Source organism: Citrobacter sp. 50677481, from assembly GCF_001463265.1.
Taxonomy (GTDB): Bacteria; Pseudomonadota; Gammaproteobacteria; order Enterobacterales; family Enterobacteriaceae; genus Citrobacter_A; species Citrobacter_A sedlakii.
This window is the reverse complement of record NZ_LNHZ01000001.1, coordinates 299955-314134: the sequence shown is the minus strand read 5'-3', so window position 1 is coordinate 314134 and position 14180 is coordinate 299955. Positions and strand designations below refer to the sequence as shown.

Here is a 14180-nt window from a genome sequence, read left to right as displayed (position 1 = left end):
GTCCTGGTCGATTTCGCTGCCGCTATTCTGCCTAAGAGAGCCGTGATATTCTTGCGCGTTGACTATTTTCGGTCGTCTTTTCGGTTCAGAAACCTTCATTCACATGACTATGTTGCAGCTCTATAAACGTTCACAGCACCTTATTTTTGTCACGGTGGCTGTTTTCATTCTTATGTTGTCCTGCCCGTCATTGGCATTGGCCCGCGCCTCCACAAACGGTGACCTGCCTTCCCGGGCGGATGTGCAAAGCCAACTGGATACACTCAATAAACAAAAAGACCTTTCCGCCCAGGACAAACTGATTCAGCAGGATCTCACTGAGACCATTGCCACGCTGGAGAAAATCGAACGGGTGAAAGAGGAGACAGTTCAGTTACGCCAGAAAGTGTCACAGGCGCCGGAAAAAATGCGTCAGGCCGTGGAGTCCCTTAACGCGCTGAGCGATGTCGATAATGACGACGAGACGCGGAAAACCCTCAGCACTCTGTCACTGCGTCAGCTGGAGCTGCGCGTGGCCCAGGCGCTGGATGATCTGCAGAATTCGCAAAACGACCTGGCGACCTATAACAGTCAGTTAGTTTCCCTGCAAACGCAGCCAGAGCGCGTGCAGAACGCTATGTACGCCGCTTCCCAACAGCTTCAGCAAATCCGTAACCAACTGGATGGCGTCGGCGAAACGGCGTTACGTCCAACCCAACAGGTGCTGCTACAAGCGCAGCAAGTGTTGCTGAATGCCCAAATTGAGCAACAGCGTAAAAGCCTGGAAGGCAATACAGTGCTCCAGGACACTTTGCAAAAGCAGCGCGATTTCGTCACTGCCAACAGCAACCGGATTGAGCATCAGCTGCAGCTGTTGCAGGAAGCGGTGAATAACAAGCGGCTAACGCTCACCGAAAAGACCGCGCAGGAGGCCATTTCGCCAGATGAGACCGCGCGCATTCAGGCCAATCCGCTGGTGAAGCAGGAACTGGATATCAACCATCAGCTCAGCCAGCGTCTGATTACCGCGACGGAAAACGGCAACGCGTTGATGCAGCAAAACATCAAAGTCAAAAACTGGCTGGATCGCGCCCTGCAGTCTGAACGCAATATTAAAGAACAGATCGCGGTGCTGAAGGGGAGCCTCCTGCTGTCTCGTATCCTGTATCAGCAGCAGCAAACCCTGCCGTCGGCAGATGAGCTTGAAGATATGACCAACCGCATCGCGGATTTGCGTCTTGAGCAGTTTGAAGTCAACCAACAGCGCGACGCGCTGTTTCAGAATGATGCTTTCGTCGCCAAACTGGAAGAGGGGCATCAGAGCGACGTTAACGACGAGGTGCACGACGCGCTGCTGCAGGTGGTCGATATGCGCCGCGAGCTGCTGGATCAGTTGAATAAGCAGCTTGGCAATCAGCTGATGATGGCCATTAACCTGCAAATTAATCAACAGCAGTTAATGAGCGTATCAAAAAGCCTGAAAGAAATTCTCACCCAGCAAATCTTCTGGGTAAACAGCAACCGTCCGATGGACTGGGACTGGATAAAGGCGTTTCCGGAAACCCTGAAAGAGCAGTTTAAGGCGATGAAAATCACCGTTAACTGGGAGAAAGCCTGGCCTGCGGTATTCATCGCGTTTCTCGCTGGCTTGCCGCTGTTACTGATTGCCGGCGTGATTCGCTGGCGTCTGAAATGGCTGAAAGCCTGGCAGCAAAAACTCGCTGCGGCGGTCGGTTCCTTACGCAATGACAGCCAGTTGAATACGCCGAAAGCGATACTGATCGATCTGATTCGCGCCCTGCCTGCGTGCCTGCTTATCCTCGCCGTCGGCCTGATTTTGCTGACAATGCAGCTCAACATCAGCGACCTGCTGTGGGCGTTCAGCAAAAAACTGGCCATCTTCTGGCTGGTGTTTGGCCTGTGCTGGAAGGTACTGGAAAAAGAAGGGGTGGCGATTCGACACTTCGGGATGCCCGCGCAGCTGACCAGCCACTGGCGGCGTCAGATCGTACGCATCAGTCTGGCGCTGCTGCCGCTGCACTTCTGGTCGGTGGTAGCCGAGCAGTCGCCGCTGCATCTGATGGATGATGTGCTGGGGCAGGCGATGATTTTCCTTAACCTGCTGTTGATCGCGTTTCTGGTCTGGCCGATGTTCCGGGAAAGCTGGCGCGACAAAGAATCTCACGGACTGCGACTGGTCACGATCACTATCCTGTCGATCATTCCGGTTGCCCTGATGGTGCTGACCGCGACCGGCTATTTCTATACCACGCTTCGCCTGGCGGGTCGCTGGATAGAGACCGTTTATCTGGTGATTATCTGGAATCTGCTTTACCAGACCGTACTGCGCGGACTGAGCGTTGCGGCGCGGCGCATTGCCTGGCGTCGCGCACTGGCGCGTCGGCAAAATCTGGTGAAAGAGGGCGCTGAAGGGGCGGAACCGCAGGAGGAGCCGACGATCGCGCTCGAGCAGGTGAACCAGCAAACGCTGCGTATCACCATGCTGCTAATGGTCTCGCTGTTTGCGGTCATGTTCTGGGCGATTTGGTCCGATCTGATCACCGTGTTCAGCTATCTCGACAGCATTACGCTCTGGCATTACAACGGCACTGAAGCGGGCGCCGCGGTGGTGAAAAGCGTGACGATGGGCAGTTTACTGTTTGCCATTATTGCCTCTATGGTGGCCTGGGCATTGATCCGTAACCTGCCGGGCCTGCTGGAAGTGTTAGTGCTCTCGCGGCTAAAAATGCGCCAGGGCGCATCGTACGCGATCACCACGATCCTCAATTACATTATTATCGCCGTCGGGGCGATGACAGTATTCGGGTCGCTTGGCGTTTCGTGGGATAAACTGCAGTGGCTGGCGGCGGCGCTGTCGGTCGGTCTGGGTTTTGGTTTGCAGGAGATCTTCGGTAACTTTGTCTCCGGTCTGATTATCCTGTTCGAACGTCCGGTGCGGATCGGCGATACGGTGACCATCGGCACCTATTCAGGGACCGTCAGTAAGATCCGCATCCGTGCGACCACTATCACTGACTTCGATCGCAAAGAGGTGATCATCCCGAACAAGGCGTTTGTGACCGAACGTCTGATCAACTGGTCCCTGTCCGATACCACCACGCGACTGGTGATCCGCATTGGCGTGGCCTACGGTTCAGATCTGGAAAAAGTGCGTAAGGTTCTGCAACAGGCGGCGCTGGAGCATCCAAAGGTGATGCACGATCCGCAGCCTGAAGTGTTCTTTACCACCTTCGGCGCCAGTACACTCGACCACGAGCTGCGTTTGTACGTCCGCGAACTGCGCGATCGCAGCCATACTGTGGACGAACTGAACCGCGCCATCGACCGCCTGTGCCGCGAAAACAATATCGACATTGCCTTTAATCAACTTGAAGTGCATCTGCGCAACGATAAGGGCGATGAAGTGACGGAAGTGAAGCGCGAGATTAAAGGCGACGATCCGACGCCGGCGGTAAGTTAACCAAACGGGGGGCGGCGAATGTCGCCCCTCGGTTGTTTAATGAGACAGCGCAGCCAGTTCTTCTGCGGTCAGGCCAGTAAACTGCATAATACGTGAGAATTCCATCCCGTCATCCAGCATCTTTCGCGCAATGGCACGGGCCTCCGCCTGGCGGCCTTTTTCCAGACCTTGTTGCATGCCCAGTTGAATACCCTCTGTGCGGCCTTTCTCTTCCAGCCATTCGGCAATCGTCATCAGTTGATCCTTATACTGAGGCGCACCTTGTGCCAGTTGGCGAATCAGTACGCCGGGATTTTCACAATTACCTGCCTTCACCATATAGTTTATCAACACGTTAAGTTGAGGGTCGGTAAGCGATTGCTGCGTTAGCAATGTGATCAACTGATCCAGTAACTCGCTCAAATCGCGTTGACGAATATGTTTTTGCAGGAGTTCCAGCATCGCCATCCGTTGATGCTGCAGGATCTGATTATCCGGTATCGCCGTCAGGTCCACCAGCGGAAATTCACTGTTGTATAGCGTCTTTGCCATCTCGGGTTCACTAAACAGACTTTGCCAGTTGAGGCTGTGGGGCCATGGGTTTTTTAGCCCCTGGTAAAAGAGGATAGGCACCACTAACGGCAACGTTGTATGTCCCGCATCAAGATGGCGCTGCATGGCGGCAATCGCATAGCGCATCATTCGGAATGCCATTCGCCGCGACGTTCCACCAGACAGTAATCATTGATATTGCGAGCCGTCTTCCGCGCTTTTGAGCTTGTTTTCATAATCACGCATAACGATTTCCAGCGCGCGTAGCACGGTTCGCGGAGGGAGCTGATTCTCTTCCAGCAGCACGATCAAATCGACGGCCAGTTTGACCTCGTCCGGGGCGTTTTCCAGTGACATAGATTCTCCGGGGATTAGCGGGTTAAGTGTGCGATGACGCGTTCAATGCTGTCGAGCGCCTTGCGACAGCGCGCCAGACGACCTTCATAGATTTCCACTTCGCGCTGCAGCGTCTGTTGTTCCTGCAGGCTGCGGGTTTCGGCGAGGCGCATTTTACGTTCCTGCGTCATCGCTCGCAGGCGGCGTTCAAATTCCTGATGCTGAAGGCGTTTACGCTGCCATTTGGTCAGGGTGGGTGACCCGCTGTCCCATTCGCGCAGCGACCAGCTTTCACACTCGCGGGCGATAGCCTCCAGCTGTGAGGCGAGATGTTCCGCCAGCCAGGCGACCTGTGGAAGCTGCTGTCGCATAACAGCCTGGCGTAGCGCCTGAAGATTGGCCTCCGCTTCCTCTACGCAGTCCTGAAGACGCGTAGCGCGGGTCTGAAAAAGCTGGCGATCGAAGCGAGGGCTGAGTGTTGCGTGCTGCGCTAGCGGTGCGCAACGATGGCGCAATTCGGCGAGCCGATCGTCCAGCTTTTGTAGCAGCATGGCGGTTTTCAATACAACACTCCAATGAAAATGATAACTGTTATGCTAAAGTAGCGTTCTGGTTTGCGACATGCCTTTATTATGCAACGAATCTTCTTGATCATCACGGGCTGGCTTGCGGTTTTCCTTGGAACGCTTGGCGTGGTATTGCCGCTTCTGCCGACGACGCCGTTTATTTTACTTGCCGCCTGGTGCTTTGCCCGCTCGTCGCCGCGTTTTCATCAGTGGTTGCTCTACCGTTCGTGGTTTGGCAGCTATTTACGCTACTGGCAAAAACATAAAGCGATGCCGCCGGGCGCGAAATCCCGGGCGATTATTCTGATCCTGATGACTTTTGGCGTCTCATTGTGGCTGACCCCCATGATGTGGGTGCGGATCCTCCTGCTTTTCATCCTCGCCTGCCTGCTGATATTTATGTGGCGAATCCCGGTAGTTGATGAAAAGCAACAAAAGCACTGAAGCGTAATCATCGCAGTTGCAATTACTGGCTGTAGCCAGTAAATTCGACCGTTTTCGAGCACAGGCGCGCCTGGTCAAAGGTTAACCACAGGTAACTTTGGCCTGCTATACACACGATCGTCCAAAGTGCGTTAAGGCAATCTGCAGGATGAAGTATACTGCGCGCAATGTAGAGTAATACCGTATTTATCAGGCACACACTTATGACCGCGACTGCACAGCAGCTTGAGTTTCTCAAAAATAGCATTAAAAGCATTCAGGACTACCCGAAACCGGGCATTCTTTTCCGTGATGTCACCAGCTTACTGGAAGACCCGAAGGCTTACGCGCTCAGCATCGACTTGCTGGTTGAGCGTTACAAAGATGCGGGCATTACCAAAGTGGTCGGTACCGAAGCGCGCGGCTTCCTGTTTGGCGCGCCGGTGGCGCTGGGGCTTGGCGTTGGTTTTGTGCCGGTACGTAAACCGCGCAAATTGCCGCGTGAGACAATCGCTGAAAGCTACGAGCTGGAATACGGCACCGATCAACTGGAAATTCACGTTGATGCCATTCAGCCTGGCGACAAAGTGCTGGTGGTGGACGATCTGTTAGCGACCGGCGGCACCATCGAAGCCACCGCGAAACTGATCCGCCGTCTGGGTGGTGAAGTCAATGACGCGGCGTTTATCATCAATTTACCGGATCTCGGCGGCGAAGCGCGTCTGGAAAAATTGGGTATCGCCAGTTACTGTCTGGTCTCCTTTGCCGGGCATTAATCCCGGTCCCCGCAACCTCGCTCATTGAGCGAGGTTGTGTTAGCATTCCCCCCTATGAATTCACCTTCCAGCGTTGCAGAGCCAGCCAATGAGTTATCAGGTTTTAGCCCGAAAATGGCGCCCACAAACCTTTGCTGACGTTGTCGGCCAGGAACATGTGCTAACCGCACTGGCGAACGGCTTGTCGCTAGGGCGTATTCACCACGCTTATCTTTTTTCCGGGACTCGCGGCGTCGGTAAAACCTCTATCGCCCGTCTGCTGGCGAAAGGGTTGAACTGCGAAACCGGGATCACCGCCACGCCATGCGGCGTTTGCGACAACTGCCGTGAAATTGAGCAGGGACGATTTGTCGATCTCATCGAGATTGACGCCGCGTCGCGTACCAAAGTCGAAGACACTCGCGACCTGCTGGATAACGTTCAGTACGCCCCTGCGCGCGGTCGTTTTAAGGTGTACCTGATCGACGAAGTGCATATGCTGTCCCGTCACAGCTTTAACGCGCTGCTCAAAACCCTTGAGGAGCCGCCCGCGCACGTCAAATTCCTGCTGGCGACCACCGACCCGCAGAAGTTGCCGGTGACCATATTGTCCCGCTGTCTGCAATTTCACCTTAAGGCGCTGGACGTCGAGCAGATCCGCCACCAGCTTGAGCACATTCTTAATGAAGAGCACATCGCGCACGAACCTCGCGCGTTGCAGTTGCTTTCCCGGGCGGCAGACGGGAGCCTGCGCGACGCGCTTAGCCTGACCGATCAGGCTATCGCCAGCGGCGACGGTCAGGTTTCAACCCAGGCGGTGAGCGCGATGCTCGGTACGCTGGATGACGACCAGGCGCTGTCGCTTGTTGAAGCGGTGATCGCCGCCGACGGTGAACGCGTCATGTCGCTGGTCAACGACGCGGCGGCGCGCGGCATCGAGTGGGAAGCGTTGCTGGTCGAAATGCTCGGCCTGCTGCATCGAATTGCGCTGGTCCAGCTTTCGCCCGCGGCGCTGGGCAGCGACATGGCGACAATTGAAGTACGGATGCGCGAACTGGCGCGAACCGTACCGCCAACGGACGTACAGCTTTATTACCAGACGTTGTTGATGGGTCGTAAAGAGCTGCCTTACGCGCCGGACAGACGCATGGGGGTTGAAATGACCCTGCTGCGCGCGCTGGCGTTTCACCCACGGATGCCGTTGCCGGAACCGGAGACGCCGCGCCAGTCTTTTGCGCCCGTGGCCCCGACGGCGGTGATGAGTCCGACGCAGGTGCCGCAGCAGCCGTCTGCGCCGACACAGCAGGCGCCAGCCGCGCCATTGTCCGACGCCACCAGTCAGGTGCTGGCGGCGCGCAATCAGCTTCAGCGCGCGCAGGGAGCAACCAAAGCAAAAAAGAGTGAACCGGCAGCCGCAACCCGCGCGCGGCCGGTGAATAACGCTGCGCTGGAAAGGCTGGCATCGGTGACGGAGCGCGTGCAGGCGCGTCCCGCACCGTCTGCGCTCGAACAAGCGCCGGTGAAGAAAGAAGCGTATCGCTGGAAGGCAACCACTCCGGTTGTCGAAGTGAAAGACGTTGTCGCGACGCCGAAAGCGCTGAAAAAAGCGCTGGAGCATGAAAAGACGCCTGAACTGGCGGCGAAGCTGGCGACGGAAGCCATTGAACGCGACCCGTGGGCGGCGCAGGTGAGCCAGTTAGCGTTACCGAAACTGGTGGAACAGGTGGCGCTCAATGCCTGGAAAGAAGAGAACGGCAATGCTGTCTGTCTGCATTTGCGCTCCAGCCAGCGCCATCTGAACTCCGCTGGCGCGAAACAAAAACTGGCCGAGGCGCTGAGCGCGCTGGCCGGTACAACGGTTGAACTGACTATCGTAGAAGATGATAATCCGGCGGTGCGCACGCCGCTGGAGTGGCGTCAGGCCATTTATGAAGAAAAACTTGCGCAGGCGCGTGAGTCGATCGTTGCGGATAATAATATCCAGACCCTGCGTCGCTTTTTTGATGCGGATCTGGATGAAGAGAGTATTCGTCCCATTTGATCGTAAGCGTCGCTTACGATTGTCATCCCTTAACGTGATTGAGAGAGAAGCCTATGTTTGGTAAAGGCGGTCTGGGCAACCTGATGAAACAGGCCCAGCAGATGCAGGAAAAAATGCAGCAGATGCAGGAAGAGATTGCGAAGCTGGAAGTGACCGGCGAGTCCGGCGCAGGTCTGGTGAAAGTGACCATTAACGGCGCGCACAACTGCCGTCGCGTGGAAATCGATCCGAGCCTGCTCGAAGATGACAAAGAGATGCTGGAAGATCTGGTCGCCGCCGCGTTCAACGATGCCGCTCGTCGCATTGAAGAAACGCAGAAAGAGAAAATGGCGTCTGTTTCTTCCGGTATGCAACTGCCGCCAGGCTTTAAGATGCCGTTCTGATGCAAACCAGCCCGCTGTTAACTCAGCTTATGGAAGCACTGCGCTGTTTGCCGGGCGTAGGCCCGAAGTCGGCGCAGCGCATGGCGTTTACGCTGTTACAGCGTGACCGCAGCGGCGGGATGCGCCTGGCGCAAGCGCTGACCCGGGCGATGTCGGAAATCGGCCACTGTGCCGATTGCCGTACTTTCACCGAGCAGGACGTGTGCAATATCTGTTCAAACCCGCGTCGTCAGGAAAACGGTCAGATTTGCGTGGTCGAAAGTCCGGCGGATATCTACGCGATTGAGCAGACCGGGCAATTTTCCGGGCGCTATTTCGTGCTGATGGGGCACCTGTCGCCGCTCGACGGTATCGGACCGGACGACATTGGACTTGACCGGCTGGAACAGCGCCTTTCTTCTGAGCCGCTCAATGAAGTGATCCTCGCGACCAATCCCACGGTCGAAGGGGAGGCAACGGCGAACTATATTGCCGAGCTTTGCGCGCAATATGGCGTCGAAGCCAGCCGTATCGCTCACGGCGTTCCGGTTGGCGGTGAGCTGGAGATGGTTGACGGCACAACGCTGTCACACTCTCTTGCTGGTCGCCATAAGCTTAAATTCTGAACAAACGGAGGCGGCGTTTGCGGCCTCCGCTTGAAATCTCTCCCCCGCGTCCCCATTTTCCCCTCAACGTGTTTTTACCATTAAAAATGGCTTTGTTGAGGTAGATCTACATGAAAGGACAAGAAACTCGCGGTTTTCAGTCAGAGGTAAAGCAACTTCTGCATCTGATGATCCATTCTCTGTATTCCAATAAAGAAATCTTCCTGCGTGAGCTTATCTCTAACGCCTCAGATGCGGCAGACAAGCTGCGTTTCCGCGCGCTGTCAAACCCGGACCTCTATGAAGGCGACGGTGAACTGCGCGTGCGCGTCTCCTTCGATAAAGATAAGCGTACGTTGACCATTGCCGACAATGGCGTGGGCATGAACCGGGATGACGTTATCGATCATCTGGGGACCATCGCCAAATCCGGCACGAAATCATTCCTCGAATCCATGGGATCTGACCAGGCGAAAGACAGCCAGCTGATCGGCCAGTTCGGGGTCGGCTTTTATTCCGCGTTTATTGTTGCCGACAAAGTGACCGTGCGCACCCGCGCGGCGGGCGATAAGCCGGAAAACGGCGTGTTCTGGGAATCCGCGGGCGAAGGCGAATACACGGTTGCCGACATCACCAAAGACGATCGCGGCACCGAAATTACCCTGCACCTGCGCGATGGCGAAGATGAGTTCCTCGATGACTGGCGCGTGCGTTCGATCATCAGCAAATATTCCGATCACATCGCGCTGCCGGTAGAAATTGAAAAACAGGAAGAGAAAGACGGTGAAACCGTTGTCTCCTGGGAAAAAATCAACAAGGCGCAGGCGCTGTGGACCCGTAACAAGTCCGAAATCAGCGAAGACGAATACAAAGAATTCTACAAGCACATTGCCCATGACTTTACCGATCCGCTGACCTGGAGCCACAACCGCGTGGAAGGGAAGCAGGAGTACACCAGCCTGCTGTATATCCCGTCTCAGGCACCGTGGGACATGTGGAACCGCGATCATAAACACGGCCTGAAGCTGTACGTCCAGCGCGTGTTTATCATGGACGACGCCGAACAGTTCATGCCGAACTACCTGCGTTTCGTGCGGGGTCTGATCGATTCCAACGACCTGCCGCTGAACGTTTCTCGTGAAATCCTGCAGGACAGCACCGTTACCCGTAATCTGCGCAGCGCGCTGACCAAACGCGTTCTGCAAATGCTGGAAAAACTGGCGAAGGACGATGTGGAAAAATACCAGACCTTCTGGAAACAGTTCGGTCTGGTGCTGAAAGAAGGTCCGGCGGAAGATCACGCCAACCAGGAAACCATCGCCAGACTGATGCGTTTTGCCTCCACCCATACCGATTCCTCCGCACAGACCGTCTCGCTGGAAGACTATGTTTCCCGCATGAAAGAAGGGCAGGAGAAGATTTACTACATCACCGCCGACAGCTATGCGGCAGCGAAGAGCAGCCCGCACCTGGAGCTGCTGCGTAAGAAAGGTATCGAAGTCCTGCTGCTTTCCGACCGCATCGACGAATGGATGATGAATTACCTGACCGAATTCGACGGTAAAGCGTTCCAGTCCGTGGCGAAAGCCGACGAATCTATCGACAAGCTGGCCGATGAAGTGGACGAAAGCGCGAAAGAAGCGGAAAAAGCGCTGACGCCGTTCGTTGAGCGTGTGAAAACTCTGCTTGGCGATCGGGTGAAAGAGGTGCGTCTGACCCACCGTCTGACCGACACGCCCGCGATTGTCACCACCGATGCGGACGAAATGAGCACTCAGATGGCAAAACTGTTTGCCGCTGCGGGTCAGGCTGTACCGGAAGTGAAATACATCTTTGAACTGAACCCGGATCACGTGCTGGTGAAACGCACCGCGGACACCGAAGATGACGCTCAGTTTAAAGAGTGGGTAGAACTGCTGCTGGATCAGGCGCTGTTTGCCGAACGCGGGACGCTGGAGGATCCGAACCAGTTTATCCGTCGCATGAACCAACTGCTGGTTTCCTGACCGCGTTGAGGTGATGCCGGAAGGCGACGAAAACGTCTTTCCAGCCTACCGACAGGTTGCTGTTTGTAGGTCGGATAAGCGTCAGCGCCATCCGGCATTCTTTTATTTGTTCCTCTCTTTTCTTATTTTCCCGCCGTTAACCGTTTCAGCGCAGGGCACCTTCCTTGAGCGAATTGCGTGATGGTGGTATCGTTTAGCGCTTTTTTAAAAAATATCGACAACCTTTAAGGGGATTTTCGTAATGCGTATCATTCTGCTTGGCGCTCCGGGCGCGGGTAAAGGAACTCAGGCTCAGTTCATCATGGAGAAGTATGGTATTCCGCAAATCTCCACGGGTGATATGCTGCGTGCTGCCGTGAAGTCTGGCTCCGAGCTGGGTAAACAAGCGAAAGACATCATGGATGCGGGTAAGCTGGTGACCGATGAGCTGGTGATTGCGCTGGTGAAAGAGCGTATCGCCCAGGAAGATTGCCGTAACGGTTTTCTGTTAGACGGCTTCCCGCGCACCATTCCGCAGGCTGACGCCATGAAAGAAGCGGGCATCGTGGTGGATTACGTTCTCGAATTCGACGTACCGGACGAACTGATCGTGGACCGTATCGTTGGTCGCCGCGTTCACGCCGCCTCTGGCCGCGTATACCACATCAAATTCAATCCGCCGAAAGTAGACGGTAAAGACGATGTGACCGGCGAAGAGCTGACTACCCGTAAAGACGACCAGGAAGAAACCGTACGTAAGCGTCTGGTGGAATACCATCAGATGACCGCACCGCTGATTGGCTACTACCAGAAAGAAGCGGAAGCCGGTAACACCCAATACGCCAAAGTCGACGGCACACAGGCCGTGGCTGACGTGCGTGCTGACCTGGAAAAAATCCTCGGTTAATCGGTAAAATGCCCGAAGGCGCCACGCTTATCGGGCTTACCGCACCGTAGGCCGGAGAGAACGCGGCACGCTACTCTCCGGCTTCGCCCAAAAATACCTCTCGCAGCAATTAGTTCTTCTTCTCTGCTTTTCCGCTACAATTATCAACCAGTTGAAACGATAAGAGGCGGTAATGCGTCAGACGAAAACCGGAATTTTGTTGGCTAACCTCGGCACGCCCGATGCGCCTACGCCAGCGGCAGTGAAACGCTATCTCAAGCAATTTCTCAGCGACAAACGCGTTGTTGATACGCCTCGTCTTTTATGGTGGCCGTTGTTACGCGGGGTGATTTTGCCGCTGCGCTCGCCGCGCGTGGCGAAACTGTATCAGTCTGTGTGGATGGAAGGTGGGTCGCCGCTAATGGTTTACAGCCGCCAGCAGCAGCAGGCGCTTGCCGCACGCTTGCCGGATACGCCGGTTGCCCTCGGGATGAGCTATGGATCGCCATCGCTGGAAAGCGCAGTGGATGAACTGCTGGCCAACCATGTCGATCATATCGTCGTGTTGCCGTTGTACCCGCAATATTCCTGTTCGACCGTCGCTGCCGTCTGGGACGAACTGGCGCGCATTCTTGAGCGCAAACGCCACATTCCTGGCATCTCATTCATTCGCGATTACGCTGACGACAGCGCCTACATTGATGCGCTGGCCAACAGCGTGCGGGCATCATTTGCAGAACATGGCGAACCCGATCTGCTGCTGCTGTCGTATCACGGCATTCCGCAGCGTTATGCAGATGAAGGCGACGATTATCCGCAGCGCTGCCGTGATACCACCCGAGAGCTGGTTTCTGCGCTCGGCCTGCCGCCGGACAAGGTGATGATGACCTTCCAGTCGCGCTTTGGTCGTGAGCCATGGCTAACGCCTTATACCGACGAAACGCTGAAAATGCTCGGTGAAAAAGGGACCGGCCATATACAGGTGATGTGCCCGGGCTTTGCGGCTGACTGCCTGGAGACGCTGGAAGAGATCGCGGTACAAAACAAAGAGATCTTCCTTGAGGCGGGCGGCAAAAAATATGAATATATTCCGGCGCTTAATGCCACACCGGAACATATTGATATGATGCTAAAACTGACCGCAGCGTATCGCTAAAGCTGGGCGGTAAAGAAACGCGCGCCGTCCTGAAGCGCTTCGTCAGCGCTACGCATCATCCTGGAGTAATGCAGGAAGGAATGCAGCGTGCCGGGATACATTTTGTATTCGCACGGCTGGCGGTGCGTCCTGAGCGTGTCAAAAAGCAGACGGCTGTCGTCAATAAGCGGATCAAATTCGGCGGTGGAGATAAAGCATGGCGGCACGTCGCGCGTCAGGTCGTTATTGAACAGGCAATAGTAAGGCGACTCCTGGTCTTCTGCGGTACGCAGATAGGCGTTCTCAAATATCTTCAGATCGTCGCGACTCAGGCCGTCCCACTCGCCGCCCAGCAGCCGACGGCTGGGCGAGTCCTGCAAGCCATACAGACCATACCATAGCAACACGCCGGCCACTTTCCCGCAGTCCAACCGTTTATCCCGCAACCACAGCGCGCTGGCGAGCGCCAGCATCGCTCCCGCCGAATCACCGGCAAAGCCAATGTGCGACATGTTCAGTTGATAATCGTCCGCGTGCTGATGAAAAAACTGGCAGGCAGAAACCGTTTCTACAATAGCCTGCGGAAAACGGGCCTCGGGCGACAGGGAATAATCAATGCCTACCACCGTACACCGGCTATATTGTGCCAACAGACGCATAATGCGGTCGTGGGTATCGAGATTGCCGAGAATAAATCCGCCGCCGTGCAGGTAAAAGAGCGTTGCCTGACTTTCTGGCTCCGGGCAGTAAAACCGCGTGGTCAGTTCGCCGTGCGCGCCTGGAATCGTATATTCTCGCGTCGTCATCGCTGGCGCATCAAGATTCCAGAAACGACGCTCAAGCTGATAATGCTGGCGCATGGCTTTCACATCATCGGCGGGCGGCCAGGGCGGCAGGTCGTCCTGGTGGACATCAAGCACTGTCTGCATCTCTTCTGAAATGCACGTCAGGACGGGAAGCTTATTTTCCGGGTTCATCGAACGCTCCTTGTGAAAAAGGAACATTGTAAAAATTCTCGCCGCAGAAACTGCGATCCCGCCGTCGGATATTGAAACTCTGCGGAAGCGGGGGGGAATGTGCTACCATGCACCGCTC

12 protein-coding genes, 1 pseudogene and 1 other annotated feature are annotated in these 14180 nt (G+C 55.6%); of the genes and pseudogenes, 9 read left to right on the top strand and 4 right to left on the bottom strand.

The window, feature by feature from the left end; all coding sequences use genetic code 11:
• Positions 1-103 precede the first annotated feature (103 nt).
• Positions 104-3460, top strand: a complete 3357-nt coding sequence (gene mscK, locus APU02_RS01635) for a mechanosensitive channel MscK (protein WP_042285830.1) — start codon at positions 104-106, stop codon at positions 3458-3460.
• 36 nt (positions 3461-3496) lie between these two features.
• Here mscK and APU02_RS01630 read toward each other — a convergent pair.
• The 3 genes and pseudogenes from APU02_RS01630 to priC form a co-directional block, all read right to left on the bottom strand.
• Positions 3497-4153 (bottom strand): annotated as a pseudogene (locus tag APU02_RS01630) (Rpn family recombination-promoting nuclease/putative transposase); the annotation flags it as partial.
• A 27-nt stretch (positions 4154-4180) separates the two neighbouring features.
• Positions 4181-4348, bottom strand: a complete 168-nt coding sequence (gene rsmS, locus APU02_RS01625; RefSeq protein ID WP_042285825.1) for a pleiotropic regulatory protein RsmS — start codon at positions 4346-4348, stop codon at positions 4181-4183.
• Between the two features lie 14 nt (positions 4349-4362).
• Entirely contained in the window at positions 4363-4890 is a 528-nt protein-coding gene (gene priC, locus APU02_RS01620; RefSeq protein WP_060569048.1) for a primosomal replication protein N'', read from the bottom strand.
• A gap of 69 nt (positions 4891-4959) precedes the next feature.
• Here priC and APU02_RS01615 point away from each other — a divergent pair, with 69 nt between their 5' ends.
• The 8 genes from APU02_RS01615 to hemH all read left to right on the top strand — a co-directional run bounded on the left by APU02_RS01615 (position 4960) and on the right by hemH (position 13106).
• Positions 4960-5337 (top strand): DUF454 family protein, encoded by a 378-nt coding sequence (locus tag APU02_RS01615; protein ID WP_060569047.1) that lies wholly within the window; start codon positions 4960-4962, stop codon positions 5335-5337.
• A gap of 203 nt (positions 5338-5540) precedes the next feature.
• Positions 5541-6092, top strand: a complete 552-nt coding sequence (apt, locus tag APU02_RS01610; RefSeq protein WP_042285819.1) for an adenine phosphoribosyltransferase — start codon at positions 5541-5543, stop codon at positions 6090-6092.
• Between the two features lie 88 nt (positions 6093-6180).
• On the top strand, positions 6181-8112 hold the full coding sequence (gene dnaX, locus APU02_RS01605; protein ID WP_042285817.1) for a DNA polymerase III subunit gamma/tau: 1932 nt from the start codon (positions 6181-6183) through the stop codon (positions 8110-8112).
• Positions 7445-7509, top strand: a sequence feature (DnaX frameshifting element). (Overlaps the previous gene by 65 nt.)
• A gap of 53 nt (positions 8113-8165) precedes the next feature.
• Complete coding sequence (locus tag APU02_RS01600) at positions 8166-8495, top strand: YbaB/EbfC family nucleoid-associated protein (RefSeq protein WP_001515903.1); 330 nt, start codon at positions 8166-8168, stop codon at positions 8493-8495.
• Positions 8495-9100, top strand: a complete 606-nt coding sequence (gene recR, locus APU02_RS01595) for a recombination mediator RecR (protein WP_042285814.1) — start codon at positions 8495-8497, stop codon at positions 9098-9100. The genes APU02_RS01600 and recR overlap by 1 nt, the downstream gene beginning before the upstream one ends.
• Before the next feature lie 110 nt (positions 9101-9210).
• A complete protein-coding gene (htpG, locus tag APU02_RS01590; protein WP_060569046.1) occupies positions 9211-11085 on the top strand; it encodes a molecular chaperone HtpG in 1875 nt (624 codons plus the stop codon).
• A 241-nt stretch (positions 11086-11326) separates the two neighbouring features.
• Positions 11327-11971, top strand: coding sequence for an adenylate kinase (gene adk / locus APU02_RS01585; protein WP_042285806.1), 645 nt, complete (start codon positions 11327-11329; stop codon positions 11969-11971).
• Positions 11972-12143: 172 nt separating this feature from the next.
• The gene (hemH, locus tag APU02_RS01580; protein ID WP_060569045.1) at positions 12144-13106 is read left to right on the top strand and encodes a ferrochelatase; all 963 of its coding nucleotides are present in this window, start codon (positions 12144-12146) and stop codon (positions 13104-13106) included.
• Here hemH and aes read toward each other — a convergent pair.
• Positions 13103-14062: an acetyl esterase gene (gene aes / locus APU02_RS01575; RefSeq protein ID WP_060569044.1), complete on the bottom strand. Its 960-nt coding sequence runs from the start codon at positions 14060-14062 to the stop codon at positions 13103-13105. The genes hemH and aes overlap by 4 nt on opposite strands.
• Between the last annotated feature and the right edge of the window lie 118 nt (positions 14063-14180).

Excerpts from the sequence above, each read along its gene's own strand:
- hemH (WP_060569045.1), top strand. The coding sequence starts at position 12,144 with ATGCGTCAGACGAAAACCGGAATTTTGTTGGCTAACCTCGGCACGCCC.
- aes (WP_060569044.1), bottom strand. The coding sequence starts at position 14,062 with ATGAACCCGGAAAATAAGCTTCCCGTCCTGACGTGCATTTCAGAAGAG.
- recR (WP_042285814.1), top strand. The coding sequence starts at position 8,495 with ATGCAAACCAGCCCGCTGTTAACTCAGCTTATGGAAGCACTGCGCTGT.
- mscK (WP_042285830.1), top strand. The coding sequence starts at position 104 with ATGACTATGTTGCAGCTCTATAAACGTTCACAGCACCTTATTTTTGTC.
- adk (WP_042285806.1), top strand. The coding sequence starts at position 11,327 with ATGCGTATCATTCTGCTTGGCGCTCCGGGCGCGGGTAAAGGAACTCAG.
- dnaX (WP_042285817.1), top strand. The coding sequence starts at position 6,181 with ATGAGTTATCAGGTTTTAGCCCGAAAATGGCGCCCACAAACCTTTGCT.
- APU02_RS01600 (WP_001515903.1), top strand. The coding sequence starts at position 8,166 with ATGTTTGGTAAAGGCGGTCTGGGCAACCTGATGAAACAGGCCCAGCAG.
- htpG (WP_060569046.1), top strand. The coding sequence starts at position 9,211 with ATGAAAGGACAAGAAACTCGCGGTTTTCAGTCAGAGGTAAAGCAACTT.
- APU02_RS01615 (WP_060569047.1), top strand. The coding sequence starts at position 4,960 with ATGCAACGAATCTTCTTGATCATCACGGGCTGGCTTGCGGTTTTCCTT.
- rsmS (WP_042285825.1), bottom strand. The coding sequence starts at position 4,348 with ATGTCACTGGAAAACGCCCCGGACGAGGTCAAACTGGCCGTCGATTTG.
- apt (WP_042285819.1), top strand. The coding sequence starts at position 5,541 with ATGACCGCGACTGCACAGCAGCTTGAGTTTCTCAAAAATAGCATTAAA.